Here is a 22,620-nt window from a genome sequence, read left to right as displayed (position 1 = left end):
GCTGGGCGTGCGCGTGGCGGCGGCAATTCCTCTTGCTCCATGCGCGCAGGCTGCTACCGTGGCGCTGTTAAGAAAGAGGATTTGCATGCCCCCGTTCGCCCAAGTCTTGCCCCGCTTTTTGCTCGTGGCCCCCGTTGCGCTGGCCGCCTGTGTTGAGGGCATGCCCGCCGATCCCAGCGCCCCGCGCATCTCGCAACGTGGCACGTGTTTCGCCTATGTGGCGGCAGAGGCCGGTGGTCAATATGCGCTTGTGACCGGCAAGGGGGATGGCACACGTGAGCCGCCTGCGCTGAAAACCAACCCGATGGGGGCGGCCGCGGTCGACGCTGCTTTTGCGCGTGAACTCAAGGCGATGCAGGTGATGCCGGAGTGTTTGGCCATCTATGCCAAATCCCGCGCTGAAGCGGCCCCCTATGTGGCTCCGGAGCCCGCCACGAAATCCTAACCGCCTGTGGGGGCATGAGACCGTGCCGCCACACCTTTACCCCTGTATTTGGTAGGGCGATCTTTTCGCTACCCGAATTCTCGCATCCCCCCTATAGTCTGTGGATAACCGGGGCGTCAGACCCCAACATGAGGCGGAACAGGAAGAAAGGGGAGGCCATGCGCTGCCCATTTTGCGGGAACGTTGATACTCAAGTGAAAGACAGCCGCCCGGCAGAGGATCATGTGGCGATCCGGCGTCGGCGGTTTTGCCCGGCCTGCGGGGGGCGTTTCACCACCTATGAACGCGTGCAATTGCGCGATCTGGTCGTGATCAAAACCTCTGGGCGGCGCGAAGACTTTGACCGCGACAAGCTTGAGCGTTCGATCCGCATCGCGATGCAAAAACGCCCGATCGACCCGGAGCGGATTGACCAAATGATCTCGGGCATCGTGCGCAGGCTCGAAAGCTTGGGCGAAACCGATATCCCCTCGCGCTCCATCGGGGAGATCGTGATGGAGACTTTGGCGCGGATCGACACCGTCGCCTATGTGCGGTTTGCAAGCGTTTACAAGAACTTCCAAGCCGCAGATGATTTTGACAAATTCGTCTCCGAGCTGCGTCCCAATGTGAGCGGAGAGCCAGAGTGAGCCAAGCTGACAGCCGCTTCATGCGGCTGGCGCTTAGCCTTGCCGCGCGGGGTTTGGGCAATGTCTGGCCCAATCCTGCGGTGGGCTGTGTGATCGTGAATGCGGGGCGGATCGTTGGGCGCGGTTGGACGCAGCCGGGCGGTCGGCCCCATGCGGAACGCCGCGCGCTGGATCAAGCGGGGGTGCGGGCGCGCGGGGCCACGGCCTATGTGACGCTTGAACCCTGCGCGCATTACGGCAAGACCCCGCCCTGCGCCGAGGGGTTGATTGAGGCTGGCGTTACCCGTGTTGTGTCTGCCCTAGAAGATCCCGATCCGCGCGTTTGTGGCAAAGGCCACGCCATGTTGCGGGCCGCTGGAATTGAGGCGATCACCGGCGTGATGGGGGCGGAGGCGCGCGCTTTGCAGGCGGGGTTCTTGAGCCGTGTGGAACAGGGACGACCCTGGCTCGCGCTAAAACTCGGGGCCAGTTTTGATGGCCGGATTGCACTTTCCAATGGCGAAAGCCAATGGATCACCGGGCCGCAAGCCCGCGCGCGCGTACAAGCTTTGCGCGCACGCTATGACGCGGTTTTGGTGGGCGGCGGCACGGCGCGGGCGGATGATCCGCTGCTGACGGTGCGCGCTTTCACCCCTTTGCGCGCGCCGGTGCGCGTGGTGGCTAGCCGCTCCCTTGATCTGCCGCGCGGGCGTTTGGCAGGCTCGCTGGATCAAGCGCCGCTGTGGCTGGTGCATGGCCCGCAAGCCTCTGAAGAAGCGCGGTCTTTTTGGTCTGGCCTTGGGGCGGAGCTGATCGAAGTGGGCGAGAGTGCGGCTGGGCTTGATCCGGTCGCGGTGATGCACGCCCTTGCCGAACGTGGGCTGACGCGGGTGTTTTGCGAAGGCGGGGGGCAGCTTGCGGCCAGCCTAATGGCAGCGGGGGTGGTGGACGAGTTGATCGGCTTTACCGCGGGGGTGGTGTTGGGCGGCGATGCGCGCCCGGGCATTGGGGCGCTGGGGTTGGAGCGCTTGGCGGAGGCGCCGCGCTATACGCTTTCAGATGTGCACCCCATTGGTGGCGATGTGCTGGCCCGCTGGCACCGCAGCTAACGCCATAGCGCGGCGTAACTCACGAAAATCCCTTGCAGTTTTGCCAAGGCGCGGTTGATCGGGCCGGGCCGGGGCAGCGGGCCATTTGCGAGCCGTTCCAGAACCACCTCAGGCGGGCAGGGGCGGCGGCTCACCGGGTCATAATAGCGTGGATAGGCAATCAGGCTGGCGTAGACAAGCTGGTCAAGGCTGACCTTTTGGCTCCGCCTGTCGGGGATTGCCCCTAGGTCGCGCGTCAGCCCCCAGCCCGCATAAAAGGGCGCGCCTGTGGTGGTGACGGGCTTGCCCCGGATCAGGGCTTCAAACCCCAAAAGGGAGGTCATCGTCCAAATCTCATCAACCTGTTCAATCAAAGCGATTGGGTCAGATTTGTGCAAGATGGCATCGGCGTAACGCAACGCCTCCGCCTCGGGAATGGCACCTGGGCGCAATCCGGCTTCCACATCTGGATGAGGTTTGAAAAGCACAATTGCATTGGGGTTTTCGGCGCGGACCTTCGCCAATAATGCGAGATTAGTGCAAATCTCGCCCGCGCCCAAATGGATTGAGGCATCATCCTCAACCTGCCCCGGCACGAGGATACGCTGTCCTTGTGGGAGGGGGGGCACCGCGCCACCAAGGTTGTATTTTGAAAGGCCCGCCTTGCGCAAAGCCGCGATCAGCCGCTCTGCCCGCTGCGCGCCGCCAGCGGGCATGGCAGTTTTGATCAGGTCTTCCAAATCCGACGGGCGCGTCGGGTCGTAATAAATGCCTTGGCTATCTGTGACGAGCGAGAGCGGCGGCACCAGATCGGCCCCCAAGCCCCGCGAGCGCAAAAAACCGTCTTCCACCCGCAGCGCCGGGGCCGCAAAGCCAGCGGGTTCCTTACCTGCCCAAAGCAAAAGTCTGCGCCCGCTACGCTCGGCCACCTGCGCGGCCTTTTCTGGAGGGTCGATAAAGCGCAGCGGTTGTTCCCGCCCAAAGAAAGCGTTTAGGGCCCCGCGTTTCCAAAGCCGCATGCCACTTGCCACATGGCCGAAGCGGTCAGCACGATAGGCGCGGACGTCGGCTTCAAGTTGGTCCACCGCTTCTTCAAAACTGCAGCCACGTTCCCGGCACGGGTCATACCATTGCGGAGCCAAGAGGTGGCTCACGGCGAAGAGTTGCGCCCGTGTCAGGCGGCGATTGCGGCGTGGCACCGGGTTTTCATCCAGCGTGAGCCCCCAACCCGCATAGAAGGGTTGGCCAAAGACGCGCGGCTTGTGGCCTGCCAAAATCGCCTCATAGCCCAGTTGCGAGGAAACTGTGTAAACCGCCACCGCGCCTTCCAGCAATTTCCAAGGCGAGACGGGCGCTTCGTAAAGTGTGGTGCGCGCGTCTTCATGCGCGGGGCCAAAGTAGCCGCCGCGCAGCCCGGCGCGGGTTTCGGGATGGGTCTTGATCAAAATGCGCGCGCCGGGGTTTTCGATTTGCGCAACGGCGAGCATTTCGCGAAAGGTGCCCGGCGTCGCCCCGCCATAGCGCACCGAAGCATCGCCTGCTGTTTGATCTATCACCAGCACATAGCCCGGCGCGGGTGGTTCAAGGTCGGGGTCGAAATTGTTGTATTTTGAAAGTTCCAGCGCCTTCAGCCGGGCAATGCCGTCGCGCGCACGGTCCAAAAGGGCTGTGTCATCAAGCGGTTCGCGCGCCAGCATCCGTTCAATGAGGGACGGGCGCGCAGCATCAAAATGCACCCCGTCTTCGTCAATCAAGAGCCCCAAAGGGCCATCTGCGCCGCGTGCGCGCCCCGGATGGACCGAGCGTAAAAAGGCATCTTCAAGCCGTACCAACCCCACCCCTTGCCGCGCGGCGACCCGTTCACCGCGGGCGGCATAGGGCGAGCGCCCCCAAACCACCACGCGATCCTCCGGCCCCGGCAGGCCCAGATGCAAAGACCAGCCTGCCGCATCCAGAATGCGCCCAAGCTGTGGGTTTTGCCAAAAGCCCGCCGTGTAATAGAAAAGCCGCCGGGAGGCGGCCCCTCCGGCGGCTTGGCCTTGTAAGGCGTTTGGCATCAGTTGCCGAGGTTTTGCAAGGAATCCGCGGTTGCAGCCGAGCCCGTCAGCGCCGAAAGCGACTTTTGCCACTGCACATAGGGGGCCTCGGTCACATAGACGGTATCGCCATCACGGATCACAAAATCACGCGCCATGAACATGCCATTGGGTTCGGTCAGATCGAGCACATAAATCATGCGCTGATCGCCCACGAGGTCATTGCGGCCCAGCACCACAGACGCAATATCGGCCGGTTCGTTGCGGAACACGAAGACCCCGGTCGGATCGGCGAGGTTGGAATTGAGCCCGCCTACGGTGGCGATGGCTTCCAACGCAGACAGTGTTTGCGTTTCAAACGGCACACGGGCTTGCGCGCCGGTCGCGCCAAGCGAGGTGAAGGCACGGGTGTCTTCCTCCACCAAAATCACATCGCCCGAACGCAGCGCGATGTCCATTTTCGGGTTCTGGTAGAGGTCTTTGAGCCAGACCGTGCCTTTGTTGTTGCCGCGTTTGACGGTGATCTTCGCAATCTCAGGCTTGATCGTCACGCCGCCCGCGCGCGCGAGCATGGCCGAAAGCGTGCGGGTGGGGCGTTCAATCGCATAAACGCCTTGGCCACCCACAGAGCCCATCAGCGAAACGGTCGAGCCATCGCCCGCCGCGCGCGACACCAGCACCTGCGGGTCCGGCGTTTGCGCATCCAGTTTTTCGGTGATGATCTTGCGCAGCGCATCGGGTGAATTGCCTGCCGCTTTGATCTTGCCCGCATAGGGCACGAAGATATTGCCCGCGCCATCAACCTGCACTTCGGTCAATTGCGTGGCCGAGGCGCCTTGCGGGGCCAAAAGTCCGTTGTCGACGTTTTCCCAGATCGTCAGCATCAGCGTGTCGCCGGGGTTGATCGTGTCTGACCCCACAACGCCCGCGCGCTGGAATGCGGAGGAGAAGCCAAGCGACGGCTGCACCGAAGTGGCGCGCGTCACATGGTCATTCACGGAAATGACGAAGGCATCGCCTTGCTTCATGACCGAGCCAGAAAAGATTTCACGCTTGTTCGGGCCAGACCGGGGCAGGCCACAGGAGGCGGTCCCAAGAAGGACGGCCGAAAAACCCATCAACAGGGTTCTGCGGGTGGTTTTGGTGCTCACTGCTCGGGCTCCTGTGCGGGATTGCCGTTCATTTTTTTGCTACCATAACGGGCAAGGCAGAAAAAATCCAGCATAGTCAACTTACAACGCGTAACTGTTGCCGTGGTGCCGCGTTTCCGGCGACCAAAGCATCATAGGGATCTTCGGGCGACAACATCATATCAACCACCTGCCGAAGCAAGATGCGCCGACCGCGTGCGGCATAAAATCCGCCCGGAACTTGCGATGTTTCCAACAGGTAGTGTCTGTAGTCGCGGTAGCCCCGTGTATCTGGTCTCGCAGGTGCAGCATAAAACGCGTCGAGCGGTTGGGCCGAAACGAACTCTGGCTTGTCATAAACCGCGCGACCAAAGATACGCAGCGGCAGCCCGCGCCAAAGCACCTGTTGGCCCGCGGTGGAGTTGATTGTCACCGCAGAGCGTGCTTGCGCCAAAAGGGCAGCCAATTTGCCACCGCCAATAAAATGCACCCGGCCAGCCAATCCGTGGCGCTTTGTGGCTGCGCGGATCGTTGCGGCGAGCGGTGCACGGCCATCTTCAAGCGGATGCGCTTTGAAGACGAGGTGATGGTGGCGCGGCGCGCCTTTGGCAAACCCCTCGGCCACCAGCTCGATGAATTCGGCCTGACTTTGGAAGTTGGAGTGCATCCGCAAAGAGGCATCATGCTCAAGCTGCAACAGCACCAAATGGATCGGATGGCCCGTCAACCGCACCTTCGCGGTGGCCAAAGTCCGCTCCAGTGCCTGCCACGGCATCCAAAACAGTCGTTTGAAATAGATCCGCGCCTCATCAAAGACGGAAATCCCGCGATGCGGCGTGAAACTGCGGTAGTCGTGGTTCAGGGCGAGCACGAAGAAATGATAGAGTGCGCCATAAAAAATGTGCTGCCGGGTATCGCCCCAACGTGGCGGCGCATCGGGAAAGTCGATCTCGCTTTGGGCAAGGGCCGCGCGCATTTCGGGCAGGCTCAGCCGCATCAGCCGCGAATGGCCGTTGGCCCCGCCGCGCTCATAGGTCACCCAATAGGGGCGGAGATAGCCTTCCTCAAACACATGCACGGTGATGCCGCGCGCCTTTGCCTCGGCCACGGCTTGGGCGTGAATGGGCCGGGTATCGCCATAAAGCACAAGATCGGTGGCAGCTTTTTCATCCAAAAGCGCGGCAAACCGTGCGGGCCAAGCCTCGGGCGTGCCGTTGTAGCGGATGAAATGCGCCTTATCGCGCCAAAATGCCTGATCGCCCCGGTTAAAGCCCACGCGCCAGACCTTGGCCCCGGTCAACCGCAGCATCTGCCCCAATTGATCAAAGAAAGGCCCATGCGGACCTTGCAGCATCAAAAAGGTACGGGCGAGGGCGGCAGTCATTGTCTCTCCGGGGTGGGCGATCCCTTTTGGCCTGCCCGCGTGGCAGAGTCACGGAGAAATCGGGGCGAAAACCGGATCATCCCGCTCTTGAGGGCCGCAAATGGGCTTCCGCGACGGCAAGACGCATTTTCGCGCCGGTCTTGTGCACCCATGCGTCGGGGCCAAGCCTTGCGCGCAAGGCCTGCGCAAGCTAGGCAGGACCAAATCAGGCAGAGGAAAAGCCATGTTCACCGGAATCGTCACCGATCTGGGCGAGATCGTCAGTCTTGAAAAAACCGGCGACCTGCGCGCCCGCATCCGCAGCAGCTACGATATGGCCACGGTCGATATTGGCGCCTCGATTGCTCATGCAGGCGTGTGCCTGACGATCATCGCCACCGGCGCCGATTGGTATGATGTGCAAATCTCGGGCGAGACGGTCTCTAAAACCAATATCGGTGATTGGGCTGTCGGCAAACGCATCAACCTAGAGCGCGCGCTGAAAGTCGGCGACGAGCTGGGCGGCCATATCGTTTCGGGCCATGTCGATGGCGTGGCTGAAATCACCGCGATGGTGGACGAGGGGGAAAGCACCCGCTTCACCTTCCGCGCCCCCGAGGCGCTGGCCAAATATATCGCGCCGAAAGGCTCGGTCGCGCTTGATGGCTGCTCGCTCACCGTGAACGAGGTGGACGGGTGCAGCTTTGGCATCAACTTCATCCCGCACACCAAGGCCGTGACCAGTTTTGGCGCGTCCAAGGTGGGCGATAAGGTCAATTTGGAAATCGATACGCTCGCGCGCTATGTCGCGCGGCTGACGGAGTGGAAGGCATGACGAACCCGGTGGACAAGTCCGGCGCACACGACAAACCCGGCCCGGTGGAGCAAAGCTACCACGACGCCATCTCGACGATTGATGAGATCATCGAAGACGCCCGCAACGGCAAGATGTTCATTCTGGTCGATCACGAAGACCGCGAGAATGAAGGCGATCTGATCATTCCGGCGCAAATGGCGACGCCCAATGCGATCAACTTCATGGCAACGCATGGCCGGGGCCTTGTTTGCCTCGCGCTGCCGGCGAGCCGGATCGAAGCTTTGGGCCTGCCGCTGATGGCCTCGTCGAACTCGTCGCGTCACGAAACGGCTTTCACCGTGTCGATTGAAGCGCGTGAAGGCATTTCGACCGGCATTTCGGCGCATGACCGCGCCCGCACTGTCGCTGTCGCCATTGATCCGACCAAAGGCCCCGCCGATATTGCAACGCCGGGGCACCTGTTCCCGCTGCGCGCGCGCGAAGGCGGCGTTCTGGTGCGCGCGGGTCATACCGAAGCGGCTGTCGATATTTCGCGCCTTGCCGGGCTGAACCCCTCGGGCGTGATTTGTGAAGTAATGAACGAAGACGGCACAATGGCCCGTCTGCCCGACCTCATCGCCTTCGCGCAGATGCACAATATCAAAATCGGCACGATCTCGGATCTGATCGCCTATCGTCGCCGCTATGACAGCCTCGTGCGCGAAACCAAACAACGCGCCGTGACCTCGATCTACGGTGGTGATTGGTCGATGCGTGTCTTTACCGACCAGACCGAGGGTGCCGAGCATATCGTTTTGTCCAAAGGCGATATTTCGACCGATGAGCCGGTGCTGGTGCGGATGCATGCCCTTGACCCGCTCGCGGATGTGCTGGGCCTCAATGCTGCCAAAGCGGGCGATCTGGGCCGCGCGATGGAGGCGATTGCCGCCGAGGGGCGCGGCGTTGTCGTGCTTTTGCGGGAAACCTCCGCCAAAATGGTGCTGCCGGGCGAAGCTAGCCCGCAAACCTTGCGCCAATACGGCTTGGGCGCGCAAATTCTGCTCGCGCTTGGTCTGACGCATCTCAAGCTGCTGACCAATTCGCCCGCGCCGAAACTGGTGGGCATCGAAGGCTATGGCCTGATCATCGAAGAAACGCGGGGCTACTAAGATGGCGGGGAATGAAAGCCACCACGTCTTGGACCTGCCGAGCTTCACCGATCCGGTGAAAATGCTGATCGTGGTCGCGCCTTACTATAAAGACATCGCTGACAATATGATTGCCGGCGCCAAGGCCACCGCTGAAAAAGTGGGGGCCTCGGTCGATATTGTGGAAGTGCCCGGCGCGCTCGAAATTCCGACCGCGATTGGCATGGCGAGCCGCATGGCCGATTACGATTGTTATGTGGCGCTGGGCTGTGTGATCCGGGGCGAGACCACCCATTATGATACTGTTTGCAATGATAGTTCGCGTGGGCTGACGCTTTTGGGGCTGCAAGGGCTTTGCATCGGCAATGGCATCCTGACGGTGGAAAACCGCTCGCAAGCCGAGGTGCGCGCAGACCCCGCTGATCAAGATAAGGGCGGTGGCGCTGCTGCTGCGGCCTTGCATCTTGTCGCGCTCTCGCGCAAATGGGCCAACCGGACGAAGGGAATCGGCTTCCGCCCCGCAGGCGAAGAGTTCCGCATCGCCGGTGAGACCGAAGGACCGAGCCGCGCATGACCGATACTGCCCCCGAAACGCCGAACGAACCCCCGAAGAAACTGAGCCCGGAAGACAAACGCCGGATGCGCTCGGCTGCGCGGCTGTATGCTGTGCAGGCGCTGTTTCAGATGGAAGCGGCGGGGCAGGGGGCAGATCGCGTGGCGCGCGAGTTTGAAAGCTTCCGTTTTGGCATGGTCACCGAAGAGGGCGAGGAATTGGCAGAGGGCGATTATTCGCTTTTCCGTCGCGTGCTCGACGATGCGGTGATGTGGCAGGCAAAAATCGACCAAGCCACCGACCGCGCGCTGGTGGCGAAATGGCCGATTGACCGGATCGACCCGGTGATCCGTGCGCTGTTCCGCGCGGCTGGGGCCGAAATGGTCAACCCGGCGACACCGATCAAAGTGGTGATCAACGAATTCGTGGACGTGGCCCGTGCCTTCTTCCCGGAAGGCCGCGAGCCGAAATTCGTCAATGCGGTGCTTGATCACATGGCGCGCGAAATCCGCCCCGAGGCGTTCTAAAACGCGCCTCGCTGCTTGTTGTATCGGCCACATATCTTATTTTGTCGATATTTTGTGACGTTGGTGCGGCATTTTGGCAAAATTGCGGTATCAATCTCACAAATCTGCGCTAGAATGATTCCAACGCAGGAGGAATCGACATGCCGCAGTTGGTGCGTCTGTACATCCGGAACGTGATCTTCGGGGCCGGTCTTTCGGCCGTCTTCGTGGGTCTGTTGCTTGGGTTCAATGTGGCGAACCTCCGCCACCTGATCTTGTCCTCCGATATTGGCTATATCGCTCTGGCGCTGCTGTTTGTGTTTAACGCAGTGGTTTTTTCCGGCGTGCAATTCGGCATTGCTGTGATGAGCATGGCCGAAAAAGAAGACCCGCCGGGGGGTGGCAAACGCGATGCGATCCCGCTGGGGATGGCGCGTGACATGGTCGCCATTCCGGTCCCGGTCGACAGAAATACCCGATACAAGAACGTCAAGAAGCCGTACTGAACCCTCCGGACAGAAAGGCCCCTCGCTACCAAGCGGGGGGTTTTTCTTTGTGTGGGAAGACTGCGGGACAGTGCTGACGGCAAATGAAAAAGCCGGGGGCAGGGCCCCCGGCGGATCGCATGTAAGATTGGTCTCGGCTGCGTGGCTTAGTTCACCGGCACGGCGACAAAGCGCGGCTCGCCGCCACGGCGGATCAACAGCAGAACCGATTTGCGGCCTCCCTCACGCGCCTCGCTCACCCGAGCGTGCAGATCGGACACATCCAAAACAGGTTGTTGCCCGGCCTCGACGATCACATCGCCCTGACGCAAACCTTTGTCGAAAGCTTCGCTGGTTTCGTCGATATCGGTCACCACCAGACCTTTGGTATCGGCAGAGAGGTTCATTTCAGAGCGCAGCGCATCCGAGAGCGGGCTGAGCGACATGCCCAGCACTTCGCCCTTGCTCGCCTCAGGCGACATCCCCTCGCTGCTGCCACCATCGGCGCCTTCGGCCAATTCGCGTTGGCCGAGCGTCACCAAAAGCGTTTGCTCTTTGCCGCCGCGCATCACCACAACGCGCACGGCTTCGCCCACCGGGGCATCGGCGACACGGCGCACCAGATCTTTGCTGTCTTTGACCGGATTGCCATCAAAGCTGATGATCACATCGCCCGATTCCATGCCTGCATCATTGGCCGGGCCGGGGGGCACATCGGAGACCATCACACCCTCAGGTGTCGTCAGCTCCATCGCCTCGGCCATATCGGGGGTCACATCTTGGATCTTCACCCCAAGCCAGCCGCGCCGCGTTGCGCCAAATTCTTTCAACTGGCTGACGACCTTGGACACGACATTCGAGGCCATCGAGAAGCCAATCCCGATCGAGCCGCCGTTGGGCGACATGATCGCGGTGTTGACGCCAATCACCTTGCCATCGGTGCTAAAGAGCGGCCCGCCCGAGTTGCCCCGGTTGATCGCCGCATCGGTCTGAATGTAATCGTCATAGGTCCCGGAAAGTTCGCGGTTGCGCGCTGAGACGATGCCGACCGAGGTCGAGAAACCCTGGCCCAGCGGGTTGCCCATCGCCATTACCCAATCGCCTTCGCGCATCGTGTCACTGTCGCCAAAGGTGACGAAGGGCAGGGGCTTGTCGCTTTCCACCTTCAAAAGCGCGATGTCGGTTTTCGGATCGGTGCCGACCAGTTTTGCGTCAAGCTTTTGGCCACCCGAAAACTCGATCGAGATTTCATCGGCATTCTCGATCACGTGGTTGTTGGTGACGATGTAACCGTCTTCCGAGATCACAAAGCCAGAGCCAAGCGCATCCGAGCGGTGCGGGCGCGAGGGCATGTTGTTGCCCGGCCCATTCGGCATGCCAAACTCACGGAAGAAATCTTCGAAGGGCGAGCCTTTGGGGAAGCCCGGCATGCCCCCTGCAGGCTCGGTCACCACAGTGGAGGTGGTGATCATCACCACCGCCGGTTTCACCTGTTGCACCAGATCGGCAAAGCTTTCGGGTGCGGCGAAGGCATGGGCCGGGTCAACCGGGCTCAGCACCAGCGCAGTTGACAAAAGCGCAGCACCCAGAAGCGATTTCGCCAGCCGCGGCGCGGTTTCCAGCTTCAGCATCCGTAGGGGGGCGGTGGTGGTCATTCGGCGTTTCTCCCGTTAGTCGTCTTGGCCGGGCGGTTCCGGCGTCGCGTCGATAAAAAGCCTAAGCGGCCTCGGGTTCAAATGAAAGCCCGTCGCGGTGCGTAAATTCGCTGTGAAACATGTGAAACGAAGCAAAACACTCAGATAACTACGCGCACAAGTGCCACAATGGCCACGCCGCCCGCCACAGAGATCAGCCCAAGGCGGCGCCGCGCCTCTGGCCCGAGGCTCACCAAAAAGGCCAAAACCTCTTCAAAACGCGAAGGGGCCAGCGCAAGCGCCAGCCCCTCGATCACGAACACAAGCCCCAAGGCTGTGAAGATCGCACTCATCAGTTTTCGCTACCCGTTTCCGGTGCGGCCTCGAGCGAGCGTACGAACCGTTGATAGTCGAAGTACAGGCTATCGGGTTCGGTAACGACCGAGGTCGAGTTTGCCTTCAAGCTGTCGGCATAGAATTGCAGCGCGCGGGTGAAGGCAAAGAAGCTTTCATCCTTGCCATAGGCTTCGGCATAGATCGCGTTGCGTTCCGCATCGGCCTGACCGCGCACGATCTCGGCTTGCTTGCGCGCTTCCGAGGTCAGTTCCACCACTTGACGGTCGGCGGAGGCACGGACGCGTTGCGCCGCCTCGCCACCACGGGCGCGTTCATCCGCCGCTTCCCGCTGCCGTTCCGCCCGCATCCGCTCATAGGTGGATTGCAAGTTTTGGTCGGGCAGGTCGGTGCGAGTCAGACGCACGTCGATCACGTCAATGCCAAGCGCATTGGCTTCGCGCCGGGCGATATTGCGGATCTGGTTCATCAACGCGGTCCGGTCATCCGACAAGACGGCGGTCGACGGCACAGAGCCCATCACTTCGCGGATCGCATTGTTCAAGATGCCATCAAGACGGTTCTTGGCAAAGCCTTCGCCGCCGCCGCCCACCGCTTCGCGGAACTTCACCGCGTCAACGATGCGCCAACGCGCGAAAGCATCCACGACAAGGCGGCGGTCATCCAGCGGGGTCACTTCGAGCGGTTGCGTCGATAGCGCCAAAATCCGGTCGTCATATTTGACGACATTTTGGAACAGCGGGATCTTGAAGCCAATGCCCGGTTCGGTGCGTGAGGACACGACCTCACCGAACTGCAGCACCAGCGCCTTTTCGCGTTCATCCACGGTGTAGATGGACGACAGCGCCACGCCGAGCGCGATCACGCCCACCGGAATAAGCAATTGTGCGCGCATCAGTTGTTCCCCCCGGTGCTCATGGGCCGCAGACGGTCAAGCGGCAGATAGGGCACGGTGCCCGCCTCGCCGTCGATCACCACCTTGTTCACGCCGCCAAGGGTCTGGCTCATGGTTTCGTAGAACATCCGCCGTTTCGTCACGTCCGGCGCCTTGCGATATTCCTCATAGACCGAGGTAAAGCGCGCCGCTTGACCTTGCGCATCGTTCACCACTTGGGCGCGATAGGCTTCGGCCTGTTGGGCGATTTGCGCGGCTTGACCGCGCGCCTCTGCCGTCACTTTGTTGGCATAGGCATCGGCTTCTTTTTCCAGCTTGTCGCGCTCTTGTTGCGCGGCTTGCACGTCCCGGAAGCTGTCAATCACCTCGCGCGGCGGGTCAGCGCGGTTAAAGTTCACCCGCACGATATTGATGCCCGCTTGATAGCTATCGAGCGTGCCCTGCACGGCGGTGCGCAGATCGGCGGCAATCACACCGCGGTCACGGTTCAGGATCGGCGCCAGTTCCGAACGTGCGATGATGTCACGCATCGCCGATTCCGACACCGCACGGATCGTGTCTTCCGGGTCGGCAAGGTTGAACAGGAATTTTTGCGGGTCCGAGACGTTCCAGACGATCTGGTAGTTCACATCAACGATGTTTTGGTCGCCCGTCAGCATCAGGCCCGAATCCATATCACCGCCGCGCCCGGTGCCAATTTCCGTGGTGCGTTCGTCGGTCACCGGGATCACCTCGGCCGTGACAACGGGCCAAGGCGCGAAGTTCAGACCCGGATTGCCGGTGGCATTGTATTTGCCGAACATCAGTTCGACCGAGCGTTCGTTTTGCTGAACGGTGTAAAAGGAGCTCCACGCCCAAACCGCCAAAAGGGCCAAGGCCCCAATGCCGAGCGTGCCGAGCGTGAAGGCGGGGCCATTGCCGCCACCGCCACCCGAGCGGCCCCCATTGCCAGAACGCCCGCCCATCAGCACGCGCAGGCCCTCGGAGCCCTTTTTCATCAGCTCATCAATCTCGGGGATCGAATTGTTGCTGTCTTGCGGGCGGCGCGGGCCGGGGCGGCGCGGCGGTTCGCGGTCATCGCCGCCGCCAGAGCCCCAAGGTCCTCCGTTGGTCATTGTTTCCTCACCTTTGATCTCTCTGCCCCGAAGTGGGGATCATCTGCTGAAATTCAAGCGTTTTCGTCATGTTTGATGCGGTTATTGATGCCGCACGGGCGACCGCATCGTCACCAATTCTTCCGCCATGGTCGGATGCACGGCGCAGGTTTCGTCAAACTGGTCTTTCGTGGAGCCCATCTTCATCGCGATGGCGGCCAGTTGGATCATCTCGCCCGCTTCCGGGGCGACGATGTGGCAACCCAAAACCTTGCGGCTTTCTTTGCAGACCACAAGCTTCATCAGCACGCGGTCGTCGGCCCCTGCAAAGGCGGAGCGCATCGGCCGGAACGCCGAGACATAAACCTCGATCGAGCCTTGTTTTCGTGCGTCTTCTTCGCTCAAACCACAGGTGCCAAATTCCGGCCGGGTAAAGACCGCCGAAGCGATCAGATCATGGTCGATCTTGCGCGGCGTTGCGCCAAAGATCGTATCGGCAAAAGCATGGCCCTCGCGGATCGCCACCGGAGTGAGGTTCACGCGGTCGGTCACATCGCCCACGGCAAAGATCGATGGCACATTGGTTTGCGACCATTCATCCACCACGATCGCGCCGTTGTGGGCTTGCGTCACACCCGCGCTTTCAAGCCCAAGGCCTTCTGTATTCGGCACGCGGCCCGTGGCATAGACGACGGCGTCAAATTCCTGCACCCGGCCATCGCCCGCATGGGCGGTCAAGCCGGTTTCGGTTTTCGTCACCCGGTCGATGATCACGTTTTCATGCACGTCAATGCCACGCGCTTTCATCCGCTCGACAATCAAATCGCGGCATTCGGTGTCAAACGTCCGCAACAGCGGCGAGCGGTTCCATTGCGCGACTTGGCTGCCCAGCCCTTGGAACACACAGGCAAATTCAGAGGCGATATAGCCCCCGCCCACGATCAACAGCCGCTTCGGCAGCGTCTCAAGATGGAACAGATCGTTTGAGGTGAGCACATGTTCACACCCCTCAAAATGCGGCACAAAGGGGCGCCCGCCGACTGCGACCAGAATATGCTTGGCGCTGACGGTCGTGCCATCGGCCAATTGCACCTCATGCGGGCCCGCGATGGTGGCGCGCTGGTTGTACACGGTGACCCCGGCATTTTCTTGCCCCGCGCGGTAAACGCGCTCCAGCCGGTCAAGTTCGGCATGGAGTTTGGCGCGGAGGGCGAGCCAGTCAAAGGTGCCGATCTCGGCGCTCCAGCCGTAAGCTTGCGCTTCTTCCACCGCACCGGGCATGGAGGAGGCGAAAACCATCAGCTTTTTCGGCACACAGCCCCGAATGACACAGGTGCCGCCCATGCGGTCTTCCTCGGCCAAGGCCACCTTCGCGCCGTAGCCTGCCGAAATACGAGCCGCGCGCACGCCGCCCGACCCGCCGCCGATCACGAAGAGGTCGAAATCGAAGCTCATTTGCCGTCCTTTCCCTGCGCGGCTCTGATACCGCCCCAAGGATTTAGCCCTGCCTGCCCCGAAGAACAAGGCAAGCGCGCAAATGTGCCGGGTTTTGACGGGCTTTACTGGCCTGCGGCCCCAAGGCTCGGGACACGCGCCACCAGTTCCGCGCGCCAAGCGGCGTTTTCTTCCTTGGTCATCACCCAGCCGGGGATGGACAATTTGCGCAGCCGCACCGCCGCTTTGCCGCCTGCGGTGGCGGGGTCTTCGTCTTTGTCGTGCAACTCGCTGTAGCTGACCGAGGTGTATTTGCCCCAAAACCGCGCCACTTCCAGCCGATCATGGCGGAAGACGAGCGCCGGGCGCGGCATCGACCACAGCACCCAAGCCAAAAAGAAGCACAAGACCGCGCCGACAAGGCCCGAGACCGAATGCCAGATCATCCCGTCTTCGCCGCCCCCGCGCAGCATCTCGACCAGCCCCAAAACCGGCGAGATCGCCTGCACAAGGCCAATCAGAATGATCCCCGCCGCCCAAAGGTGGGGCATGAGCGCGCGGCCCTGTACAACAAGGTCTGGGCGATGATCTGCTTGCGGGGTCATGTCAGCCTCGTGTCAACCTGCGGTCAATCAAGGTCCGCAAAGATATTGGCGTCTTCGGCAAAGTCGATGCGTTCTTGTGTCACCGAGCCAGCGTTGATGTCGCGCAACTCCACCGCGCCATCGGGCCCGCCAATGATCACCATGTCGCAAATGTCGATGAAAAGCCCGTTTTCCACGACACCCGGAATTTGGTTCAACGCCATCGCCAATTGGCGCGGGTTGGAGATGCGGTTGAGGTGCAAATCCACAATGTGGTTGCCCTCATCCGTGATATAGGGCTGCGAGCCATTGAGGCGCAGCGTCGTTTGCCGCCCCAAAACCTCGACCGAGATCAGCATTTCTTCAATCAGCGCGCGGGTGGTCTGCCAGCCAAAGGGCACCACTTCCACCGGCAACGGGAAAGCGCCAAGGCTCACCACTTCTTTCGACGCGTCCGAAATCACGATCATCCGGTCAGAGGCCGTAGCGACGATCTTTTCTTGCAACAGCGCCCCGCCGCCGCCTTTGATCAGGTTCAACTCGCCGTCAAATTCATCAGCGCCGTCAATCGTCAGGTCGAGCCATTTCGCTTCATCAAGCCCGACAACCGGAATGCCCACTTGCCGCGCAAGGTCGGCGGTGCGGCTCGAGGTCGGCACGCCGGTGATCCGCAGCCCCTCTTCGCGCACCAATTCGCCCAAGCAGCGCACCATCCAAGCGGCGGTCGAGCCCGTGCCAAGGCCCACCTTCATCCCGTCTTCGACGAAATCGACAGCACGGCGCGCGGCGGCGAATTTCGCCTTATCGATGGGGGAAAGCTCGGCGGGCATGGGCAACTCCTTGGTCAGAACGCGCGCAAAATGGTTACCCGCGCGTTATAGCCAAGCGATTGCCCCCGTGCGAGCGATATTTACCCCATTTCTGCGGCTTAAGTGCCGCTGCGTCAGGTGCCGAGGGTGAGCTTGAGCCCCGCCACGGCGGCGGGCCCCTTGCCGCCGCGATAAGAGAGGATCATCCGCTCCACCTTGGCGGGCGGTACAATCGGGCGCGCGGGCAGGCCATGCAGCGGATCTTCTGCCAATTCACGACGCAAAGCCTGCGCCTGCTGCGGTTCAATCAGCGACAGCGCGCGCGGTCCGGCCAAAAGGCTTTCCGCACGCGCATTTTCGGCGAAAATCACCTCATGCTCGGGCATCAGCACATGCACCCATTCGATGCGTTTGCACGGCAGCCGTGTGATCCCGGGTAGGCCGACAAGCGTTTTCGCCGCCACCAACACCTCTTCGCCGACCAAAGGTCCGGCGGTCGGGCGCAACAGCACCCGATGCTGACCAGAAAGATAAAGCGCGCGGTCATTGTTCAGCACACCCGGCGCGATCCGCACCGGGGCGGAGCGTCCGCGCCCGTTCACGCGCCAGCGCCCAACCCAATCCACCGGGCGAAAGCCATTGTCAGAGGTTTGCAGCTTGTCACCGGGTTGCAGCGTTTCCACGGGTTTCGGCCCACGCCGGGTGGCGATCAGCGTGCCCGCCGCAAAACAGACGGCCATCGCCGTATAGGCCACCGTTGGGTCATCCGATTCGATGGCGACGATCTGGTAGTCGCGCCCCGCCAAAAGCCGCTCAGAAGAGGCGATGCCATGCACATCACCTTCAAATTCAAGCACATAGATCGTGATGTTGTCCGCCGGGTCGCTTGAGCCGACGGGGCGCACGACATAGGAATATTCCGTCTCCACATCGCCTGCGCCCCCGGAGCCATAACTCACCCCATCAAACACCATCGGCGCCACCAGTTCCTGATCGCCATCCGCATCTTCAAAGATCGAGTCGTCATCAGACAGCGTGACAAAGCGCAGGCTGGCGGCCGGGTTAATGGTAAAGGTCGTGGCGCCCACGGTGTCAGGATTCGCGACAGCATTCGACCCGAAGGGATCCGGGCCGGAAATAATCAAATCCGATAGTTGCCAAGCGCCAAAAGTTGGCATGACTGCTCCATTCTTTAGGGGCAGTTTGCCGGGCAAGGGTGAAATTGCGCTTAACGCATTTACCGATTTACTATGGTCATGCGCCGCAAACGTGGCTCACCGCTTGCGTGCGTGCAAATGTCGCTTTCGCACCTGCTGAAAGCCACGCAGCAGTGCAGCATGGCGCAAAGGGAGTGCGCGATGTTTCTGAGCGTTTTCGATATCTTCAAAGTCGGCGTCGGGCCGTCTTCTTCGCATACGATGGGGCCGATGGTGGCAGGCGGGCGGTTTTTGGACGCGCTCCGGGCCTCGCCGTTTCATCCGCAGTCTTTGCGGGTGCATTTGCATGGGTCACTGGCCTTCACCGGCAAGGGCCACGCCACCGACCGCGCCACGATTTTGGGGCTCGCGGGCTTTTTGCCCGAAAGCTACGATCACGAGGCGGCAGAGGCGGCCTTGGCCGAAAACCGCGCCACGCATCTTCTGGTGCCCGAAGGGCTCGCCGCGCTGCAGTTCGACCCCGAGCATGATCTGATCTTTGATTACGGCGCCCCGCTGCCCGGCCATGCGAATGGCATGGTGATCGAGGCGCGCGACGCGCAAGGCGACGTGATCTTGCGCGAGACTTATTATTCCATCGGCGGCGGCTTCGTGCTGACGGAGGCGGAACATACGGCGGTGGATGACCGCGCGCTTTCTACCCCTTCGGCGGTGCCGTTCCCGTTCCGCTCGGCGGCGGAAATGCTGACGATGGCCCATGCCTCTGGGCTGTCGATTGCGCAGATGAAATGGCGCAACGAATGCCGCTTCCGCTCAGAGCAAGAAATCTCCGACGGGCTCGCGCGGGTTTGGCAGGTGATGAACGATTGCCTCAACCGTGGTTTGGAGCTTGATGGCGAGCTTCCGGGCGGGCTGCGGGTGAAGCGTCGCGCCAAAGCGATTCACGAGGCGCTTTTGGCCGAGCGCGGCATGAACCTTGCCGCGCCGCATACGATCAACGACTGGATTTCCTGCTACGCGATGGCGGTGAACGAGGAAAACGCCGCCGGAGGGCAGGTGGTAACGGCCCCCACCAATGGCGCGGCGGGGGTGCTGCCTGCGGTGATCCGTTACTGGCTCGACCATGTGCCGGGCGCGACCTCCAGCCGGGTGGGGGAGTTTTTGCTCACCGCAGCGGCTGTGGGGGGCATCATCAAAACCAATGCCTCCATCTCGGGCGCGGAATGCGGCTGTCAGGCCGAGGTCGGCTCGGCGGCCGCAATGGCAGCGGCGGGTTTGGCGGCTGTGCTCGGCGGCACGCCCGAGCAGATCGAAAACGCGGCTGAAATTGCGCTTGAACACCATTTGGGGATGACCTGCGACCCGGTCAAAGGGCTGGTGCAGGTGCCCTGCATTGAGCGCAACGGGCTTGGCGCGATCAAGGCGATCTCGGCGGCGTCTTTGGCGCTGCGCGGCGATGGCACGCATTTCGTGCCGCTGGATGCGGCAATTGAAACGATGCGCCAAACGGGCCGCGACATGCATGAACATTACAAAGAAACGAGCCTTGGCGGGCTCGCCGTCAACGTGCCGAACTGCTGAGATCGAGGCTCAAGGGGCGCTGCCCATCTTTGCCTTCGCGTTGGTGAGAATAACCTCGGGGAGCAGACAGCCCCCCAAGGTTTGGCTTTGATTACAGCGCGCGCCACCCAATATCGCGGCGGAAGAAGCCCTCTGGCCAGTCAATTTGCGCGACCATTTCATAGGCGCGGCTTTGCGCCTCTTGCAGGGTCACACCGCGCGCGGTGACATTGAGCACGCGGCCCCCGGTGGCGATGATCTGGCCGTCTTTCGAGGCCGTGCCCGCGTGGAAGACCATCTGGCTGGAGGTCTCAGGAAGGGCGTCGAGCCCGTTGATCACGCTGCCTTTTTCATAAGCGCCGGGGTAGCCTTTGGCGGCCATCACCACGGTCATCGCGTGATCCTCGGCCCAAGTGGCTTGCACCTCATCAAGGCGCCCTTCGGCGCAGGCTTGCATCAGGTCCAGCGCCTGCGCGCCAAGCCGCATCATCAGCACCTGGCATTCCGGGTCGCCAAAGCGGACATTGTATTCCACAAGCCGCGCATTCCCATTTTCGATCATCAGCCCGGCATAAAGCACGCCTTGGAAGGGGGTGCCGCGCTTGGCCATTTCCGCCACCGTGGGGCGGATGATTTGGTCAAGCACCTGCTCTTGCAGCTCGGCGCTTAGCACCGGGGCGGGGGAATAGGCCCCCATGCCGCCAGTGTTCGGCCCGGTATCGCCTTCACCCACACGCTTGTGGTCTTGCGCGGTGCCCACGGGCAGCACGTTCACGCCATCTGAGAGCACAAAGAAGCTCGCTTCCTCGCCCGCCATAAACTCTTCAATCACCACCTCGGCCCCGGCGTCGCCAAAGGCCCCGCCGAAAATCTCGCGCAGGCCCGCTTCGGCTTCTTCCAGCGTCATCGCGACGATCACGCCTTTGCCCGCCGCCAGACCATCGGCCTTCACAACAATCGGCGCGCCTTGGGTGCGGACATAGTCAAGCGCCGGGTCCAGTTCGGCAAAGCGTGCCCAAGCGGCGGTGGGGGCGCCGCAGGCATCGCAAACCTCTTTCGTGAAGGCTTTGGAGGCCTCAAGCTGGGCCGCCGCCGCAGAAGGGCCAAAGCAAGGCACACCGGCGGCGCGCAACGCATCGCCCACACCCGCAGCCAAGGGGGCTTCCGGCCCAATGATCACAAAATCAATCGCGTTTTCTTCAACACAGGCAAGCACTGCCGAGGTGGAGCACGGATCAATCGCCGCGAGTTCCGCCAGCAGCCCAATCCCTGCATTGCCTGGGGCCACAATCAGCCGGTCGCATTTCGGGTTTTGTTTCACCGCCCAAGCAAGCGCATGTTCGCGCCCGCCGCTGCCCAAGATCAGAATGTTCATGCCTATGTCCCCTTTCGGCTCTTGGCCTCGGCTTTCGGGTCTTCTAGGGTTTCGCCACCCCACAGGCAAGGCAACATGGACCTGATCGACGACAGCCCCGGCCCAGACGGCCCCTCTAACGCCCATGATTATACCGTCTCAGAAATTTCTGGTGCGGTGAAACGGGTGATTGAGGGGGAATTTGGTCGTGTGCGGGTGCGCGGGGAAGTGGGGCGGGTAAGCCGCCCGTCTTCGGGTCATATGTATTTTGACCTTAAAGACGCCAATGCCGTGATCTCTGCCGTTAGCTGGAAGGGGCAGGTGGCGCGGATGCAAATCCGCCCCGAAGAGGGGATGGAGGTGATTGCAACGGGCAAGCTGACCACTTTCCCCGGCCAATCGCGCTATCAGCTGATTGTCGAGACGGTGGAGCCCGCAGGTGCGGGCGCACTGATGGCCATGCTTGAAGCACGGCGCAAGCAATTGGCGGCTGAGGGGCTTTTTGACCCTGCGCGCAAACGTGCGCTGCCCTATCTGCCCGAGGTGATTGGGGTGGTGACCTCGCCCTCTGGTGCGGTGATCCGCGATATTTTGCACCGTCTACGCGACCGCTTCCCGCGCCGGGTGCTGATTTGGCCGGTTGCTGTGCAAGGCCAAGCCTGTGCGGCGGAAGTAAGTGCCGCCATTCGCGGGTTCAATGCGCTGACCCCGGGCGGGCCGATCCCGCGCCCGGATTTGTTGATTGTTGCGCGCGGCGGTGGCTCGCTGGAAGACCTTTGGGGCTTCAACGAAGAGGCTGTGGTGCGCGCGGCGGCAGAAAGCCAGATCCCGCTGATTTCCGCCGTGGGGCACGAAACCGACACGACCTTGATTGATTACGCGTCGGATCGGCGCGCACCCACACCGACGGCGGCGGCAGAGATTGCGGTGCCGGTGCGGGCAGAGCTTTTGGCGCGGCTCAACGAGATGGAGGCACGCTCAAAACGCGCTTTGCTGCATCGGCTCGATGCGCGCCGCCAACGGCTTTCGGACCTTTCGCGCGGTTTGGGGCGGCCACAGGCGTTGATTGCGCCGAAACGTCAGCGCTTTGATCTGACAGCCGACCGACTTTTGCCCGCGCTGGATCGGTTGGTGGTGAAGAAGCGCGCAGCTTTTGCCACGCTTGCCGCGCAGGTCTCTCCCCGGCTTTTGCAAAGTTATCTGCGGCACGAGGGGCAAAAACTTGCGGGGCTCTCTGAGCGGCTTGCGCAGGCGCAAAAGGCGCGGCTCGTGCAGGCGCATGAGCGGCTGGAACGGCTCGAGCGGCTGCGTCAAACCTTGGGCTATACCGAGACCTTGCGGCGCGGTTATGCCGTGGTGCGGGGCCCCGGCGATACGGTGCTCACAACCGCGCAAGCGGCGGGGCAGGCCGGAGCATTTGAGGTGGAATTTGCCGATGGGCGCTTGGCAGTGAGCGCCGGGGCGGGCGAGGTGGGAACGCGTGCCCCAGACGCGCCGAAGGCTCCAACGCCCAAACCCGCGCCAAAGCCGCGCGCCAAGAAAAAAGACACCCCGCCAGAGCAAGGCTCGCTTTTCTAAGCCCGCCGA

Annotated in this window: 22 protein-coding genes; 10 read left to right on the top strand and 12 right to left on the bottom strand. The window is 61.9% G+C overall.

Annotation, left to right across the window (positions count from 1 at the left end; translation table 11 throughout):
• The first annotated feature begins 85 nt into the window (after positions 1-85).
• From CRO18_RS13300 to ribD, 3 genes are all read left to right on the top strand, one after another.
• Positions 86-445, top strand: coding sequence for a hypothetical protein (locus CRO18_RS13300; RefSeq protein WP_097082488.1), 360 nt, complete (start codon positions 86-88; stop codon positions 443-445).
• Positions 446-603: 158 nt separating this feature from the next.
• On the top strand, positions 604-1,074 hold the full coding sequence (nrdR, locus tag CRO18_RS13295; protein WP_076485379.1) for a transcriptional regulator NrdR: 471 nt from the start codon (positions 604-606) through the stop codon (positions 1,072-1,074).
• A complete protein-coding gene (ribD, locus tag CRO18_RS13290; protein WP_170952670.1) occupies positions 1,071-2,162 on the top strand; it encodes a bifunctional diaminohydroxyphosphoribosylaminopyrimidine deaminase/5-amino-6-(5-phosphoribosylamino)uracil reductase RibD in 1,092 nt (363 codons plus the stop codon). Before nrdR ends, ribD begins: the two co-directional genes overlap by 4 nt.
• Here the strand turns inward: ribD and CRO18_RS13285 are convergent.
• The 3 genes from CRO18_RS13285 to CRO18_RS13275 all read right to left on the bottom strand — a co-directional run bounded on the left by CRO18_RS13285 (position 2,159) and on the right by CRO18_RS13275 (position 6,691).
• Positions 2,159-4,198: a capsular polysaccharide biosynthesis protein gene (locus tag CRO18_RS13285; RefSeq protein ID WP_097082487.1), complete on the bottom strand. Its 2,040-nt coding sequence runs from the start codon at positions 4,196-4,198 to the stop codon at positions 2,159-2,161. The two genes, ribD and CRO18_RS13285, sit on opposite strands and share 4 nt — an antisense overlap.
• Positions 4,198-5,295, bottom strand: coding sequence for a polysaccharide biosynthesis/export family protein (locus tag CRO18_RS13280; RefSeq protein ID WP_076485381.1), 1,098 nt, complete (start codon positions 5,293-5,295; stop codon positions 4,198-4,200). Before CRO18_RS13280 ends, CRO18_RS13285 begins: the two co-directional genes overlap by 1 nt.
• 109 nt (positions 5,296-5,404) lie before the next feature.
• Positions 5,405-6,691, bottom strand: a complete 1,287-nt coding sequence (locus tag CRO18_RS13275) for a capsule biosynthesis protein (protein WP_097082486.1) — start codon at positions 6,689-6,691, stop codon at positions 5,405-5,407.
• Between the two features lie 223 nt (positions 6,692-6,914).
• Here CRO18_RS13275 and CRO18_RS13270 point away from each other — a divergent pair, with 223 nt between their 5' ends.
• The 5 genes from CRO18_RS13270 to CRO18_RS13250 all read left to right on the top strand — a co-directional run bounded on the left by CRO18_RS13270 (position 6,915) and on the right by CRO18_RS13250 (position 10,179).
• Positions 6,915-7,505, top strand: a complete 591-nt coding sequence (locus CRO18_RS13270) for a riboflavin synthase (protein WP_076485383.1) — start codon at positions 6,915-6,917, stop codon at positions 7,503-7,505.
• On the top strand, positions 7,502-8,635 hold the full coding sequence (gene ribB, locus CRO18_RS13265) for a 3,4-dihydroxy-2-butanone-4-phosphate synthase (protein WP_097082485.1): 1,134 nt from the start codon (positions 7,502-7,504) through the stop codon (positions 8,633-8,635). Before CRO18_RS13270 ends, ribB begins: the two co-directional genes overlap by 4 nt.
• A gap of 1 nt (position 8,636) precedes the next feature.
• The gene (locus tag CRO18_RS13260; protein ID WP_097082484.1) at positions 8,637-9,188 is read left to right on the top strand and encodes a 6,7-dimethyl-8-ribityllumazine synthase; all 552 of its coding nucleotides are present in this window, start codon (positions 8,637-8,639) and stop codon (positions 9,186-9,188) included.
• On the top strand, positions 9,185-9,694 hold the full coding sequence (gene nusB, locus CRO18_RS13255) for a transcription antitermination factor NusB (RefSeq protein WP_076485386.1): 510 nt from the start codon (positions 9,185-9,187) through the stop codon (positions 9,692-9,694). The genes CRO18_RS13260 and nusB overlap by 4 nt, the downstream gene beginning before the upstream one ends.
• A 140-nt stretch (positions 9,695-9,834) precedes the next feature.
• The gene (locus tag CRO18_RS13250) at positions 9,835-10,179 is read left to right on the top strand and encodes a hypothetical protein (RefSeq protein WP_076485387.1); all 345 of its coding nucleotides are present in this window, start codon (positions 9,835-9,837) and stop codon (positions 10,177-10,179) included.
• Between the two features lie 146 nt (positions 10,180-10,325).
• Here CRO18_RS13250 and CRO18_RS13245 read toward each other — a convergent pair whose 3' ends face one another.
• The 8 genes from CRO18_RS13245 to CRO18_RS13210 all read right to left on the bottom strand — a co-directional run bounded on the left by CRO18_RS13245 (position 10,326) and on the right by CRO18_RS13210 (position 18,050).
• Complete coding sequence (locus CRO18_RS13245; protein ID WP_373455192.1) at positions 10,326-11,789, bottom strand: DegQ family serine endoprotease; 1,464 nt, start codon at positions 11,787-11,789, stop codon at positions 10,326-10,328.
• Positions 11,790-11,953: 164 nt separating this feature from the next.
• A complete protein-coding gene (locus CRO18_RS13240) occupies positions 11,954-12,145 on the bottom strand; it encodes a DUF2065 domain-containing protein (protein ID WP_097082483.1) in 192 nt (63 codons plus the stop codon).
• Positions 12,145-13,044, bottom strand: a complete 900-nt coding sequence (gene hflC, locus CRO18_RS13235; RefSeq protein ID WP_170952679.1) for a protease modulator HflC — start codon at positions 13,042-13,044, stop codon at positions 12,145-12,147. Before hflC ends, CRO18_RS13240 begins: the two co-directional genes overlap by 1 nt.
• Positions 13,041-14,156 (bottom strand): FtsH protease activity modulator HflK, encoded by a 1,116-nt coding sequence (gene hflK / locus CRO18_RS13230; protein ID WP_097082481.1) that lies wholly within the window; start codon positions 14,154-14,156, stop codon positions 13,041-13,043. The genes hflC and hflK overlap by 4 nt, the downstream gene beginning before the upstream one ends.
• Positions 14,157-14,237: 81 nt before the next feature.
• Positions 14,238-15,590, bottom strand: coding sequence for a glutathione-disulfide reductase (gene gorA, locus CRO18_RS13225; RefSeq protein WP_097082480.1), 1,353 nt, complete (start codon positions 15,588-15,590; stop codon positions 14,238-14,240).
• Positions 15,591-15,694: 104 nt separating this feature from the next.
• Complete coding sequence (locus CRO18_RS13220) at positions 15,695-16,174, bottom strand: hypothetical protein (RefSeq protein ID WP_076485393.1); 480 nt, start codon at positions 16,172-16,174, stop codon at positions 15,695-15,697.
• A gap of 23 nt (positions 16,175-16,197) precedes the next feature.
• Entirely contained in the window at positions 16,198-16,983 is a 786-nt protein-coding gene (rpiA, locus tag CRO18_RS13215; RefSeq protein WP_076485394.1) for a ribose-5-phosphate isomerase RpiA, read from the bottom strand.
• Between the two features lie 113 nt (positions 16,984-17,096).
• The gene (locus CRO18_RS13210) at positions 17,097-18,050 is read right to left on the bottom strand and encodes a Hint domain-containing protein (protein ID WP_170952669.1); all 954 of its coding nucleotides are present in this window, start codon (positions 18,048-18,050) and stop codon (positions 17,097-17,099) included.
• 270 nt (positions 18,051-18,320) lie between these two features.
• On the opposite strand from CRO18_RS13210, the gene CRO18_RS13205 reads away from it, so the two are divergent.
• Positions 18,321-19,700 carry an L-serine ammonia-lyase gene (locus CRO18_RS13205; RefSeq protein WP_097082559.1) on the top strand — a complete coding sequence of 460 codons (1,380 nt, stop codon included), beginning with the start codon at positions 18,321-18,323 and terminating at the stop codon, positions 19,698-19,700.
• Between the two features lie 91 nt (positions 19,701-19,791).
• Here CRO18_RS13205 and purD read toward each other — a convergent pair whose 3' ends face one another.
• On the bottom strand, positions 19,792-21,054 hold the full coding sequence (purD, locus tag CRO18_RS13200; RefSeq protein ID WP_097082478.1) for a phosphoribosylamine--glycine ligase: 1,263 nt from the start codon (positions 21,052-21,054) through the stop codon (positions 19,792-19,794).
• Positions 21,055-21,129: 75 nt separating this feature from the next.
• Between purD and xseA the strand changes: the two genes are divergently transcribed.
• Positions 21,130-22,611 (top strand): exodeoxyribonuclease VII large subunit, encoded by a 1,482-nt coding sequence (gene xseA, locus CRO18_RS13195; RefSeq protein ID WP_097082477.1) that lies wholly within the window; start codon positions 21,130-21,132, stop codon positions 22,609-22,611.
• Positions 22,612-22,620 lie beyond the last annotated feature (9 nt).

The sequence above is a fragment of the Rhodobacter sp. JA431 genome, from assembly GCF_900217725.1.
Classification (GTDB): domain Bacteria; phylum Pseudomonadota; class Alphaproteobacteria; order Rhodobacterales; family Rhodobacteraceae; genus Rhodobacter; species Rhodobacter aestuarii.
The sequence above is the reverse complement of the archived record's forward strand: the minus strand, read 5'-3'. Positions and strand labels throughout refer to the sequence as shown.

What these genes read in the sequence shown, in the direction of transcription:
- CRO18_RS13300 (WP_097082488.1), top strand. Translation starts at nt 86, where the DNA reads ATGCCCCCGTTCGCCCAAGTCTTGCCCCGCTTTTTGCTCGTGGCCCCC.
- nrdR (WP_076485379.1), top strand. Translation starts at nt 604, where the DNA reads ATGCGCTGCCCATTTTGCGGGAACGTTGATACTCAAGTGAAAGACAGC.
- CRO18_RS13285 (WP_097082487.1), bottom strand. Translation starts at nt 4,198, where the DNA reads ATGCCAAACGCCTTACAAGGCCAAGCCGCCGGAGGGGCCGCCTCCCGG.
- CRO18_RS13280 (WP_076485381.1), bottom strand. Translation starts at nt 5,295, where the DNA reads ATGGGTTTTTCGGCCGTCCTTCTTGGGACCGCCTCCTGTGGCCTGCCC.
- CRO18_RS13275 (WP_097082486.1), bottom strand. Translation starts at nt 6,691, where the DNA reads ATGACTGCCGCCCTCGCCCGTACCTTTTTGATGCTGCAAGGTCCGCAT.
- CRO18_RS13270 (WP_076485383.1), top strand. Translation starts at nt 6,915, where the DNA reads ATGTTCACCGGAATCGTCACCGATCTGGGCGAGATCGTCAGTCTTGAA.
- ribB (WP_097082485.1), top strand. Translation starts at nt 7,502, where the DNA reads ATGACGAACCCGGTGGACAAGTCCGGCGCACACGACAAACCCGGCCCG.
- CRO18_RS13260 (WP_097082484.1), top strand. Translation starts at nt 8,637, where the DNA reads ATGGCGGGGAATGAAAGCCACCACGTCTTGGACCTGCCGAGCTTCACC.
- nusB (WP_076485386.1), top strand. Translation starts at nt 9,185, where the DNA reads ATGACCGATACTGCCCCCGAAACGCCGAACGAACCCCCGAAGAAACTG.
- CRO18_RS13250 (WP_076485387.1), top strand. Translation starts at nt 9,835, where the DNA reads ATGCCGCAGTTGGTGCGTCTGTACATCCGGAACGTGATCTTCGGGGCC.
- CRO18_RS13245 (WP_373455192.1), bottom strand. Translation starts at nt 11,789, where the DNA reads ATGCTGAAGCTGGAAACCGCGCCGCGGCTGGCGAAATCGCTTCTGGGT.
- CRO18_RS13240 (WP_097082483.1), bottom strand. Translation starts at nt 12,145, where the DNA reads ATGAGTGCGATCTTCACAGCCTTGGGGCTTGTGTTCGTGATCGAGGGG.
- hflK (WP_097082481.1), bottom strand. Translation starts at nt 14,156, where the DNA reads ATGACCAACGGAGGACCTTGGGGCTCTGGCGGCGGCGATGACCGCGAA.
- gorA (WP_097082480.1), bottom strand. Translation starts at nt 15,590, where the DNA reads ATGAGCTTCGATTTCGACCTCTTCGTGATCGGCGGCGGGTCGGGCGGC.
- CRO18_RS13220 (WP_076485393.1), bottom strand. Translation starts at nt 16,174, where the DNA reads ATGACCCCGCAAGCAGATCATCGCCCAGACCTTGTTGTACAGGGCCGC.
- rpiA (WP_076485394.1), bottom strand. Translation starts at nt 16,983, where the DNA reads ATGCCCGCCGAGCTTTCCCCCATCGATAAGGCGAAATTCGCCGCCGCG.
- CRO18_RS13205 (WP_097082559.1), top strand. Translation starts at nt 18,321, where the DNA reads ATGTTTCTGAGCGTTTTCGATATCTTCAAAGTCGGCGTCGGGCCGTCT.
- purD (WP_097082478.1), bottom strand. Translation starts at nt 21,054, where the DNA reads ATGAACATTCTGATCTTGGGCAGCGGCGGGCGCGAACATGCGCTTGCT.
- xseA (WP_097082477.1), top strand. Translation starts at nt 21,130, where the DNA reads ATGGACCTGATCGACGACAGCCCCGGCCCAGACGGCCCCTCTAACGCC.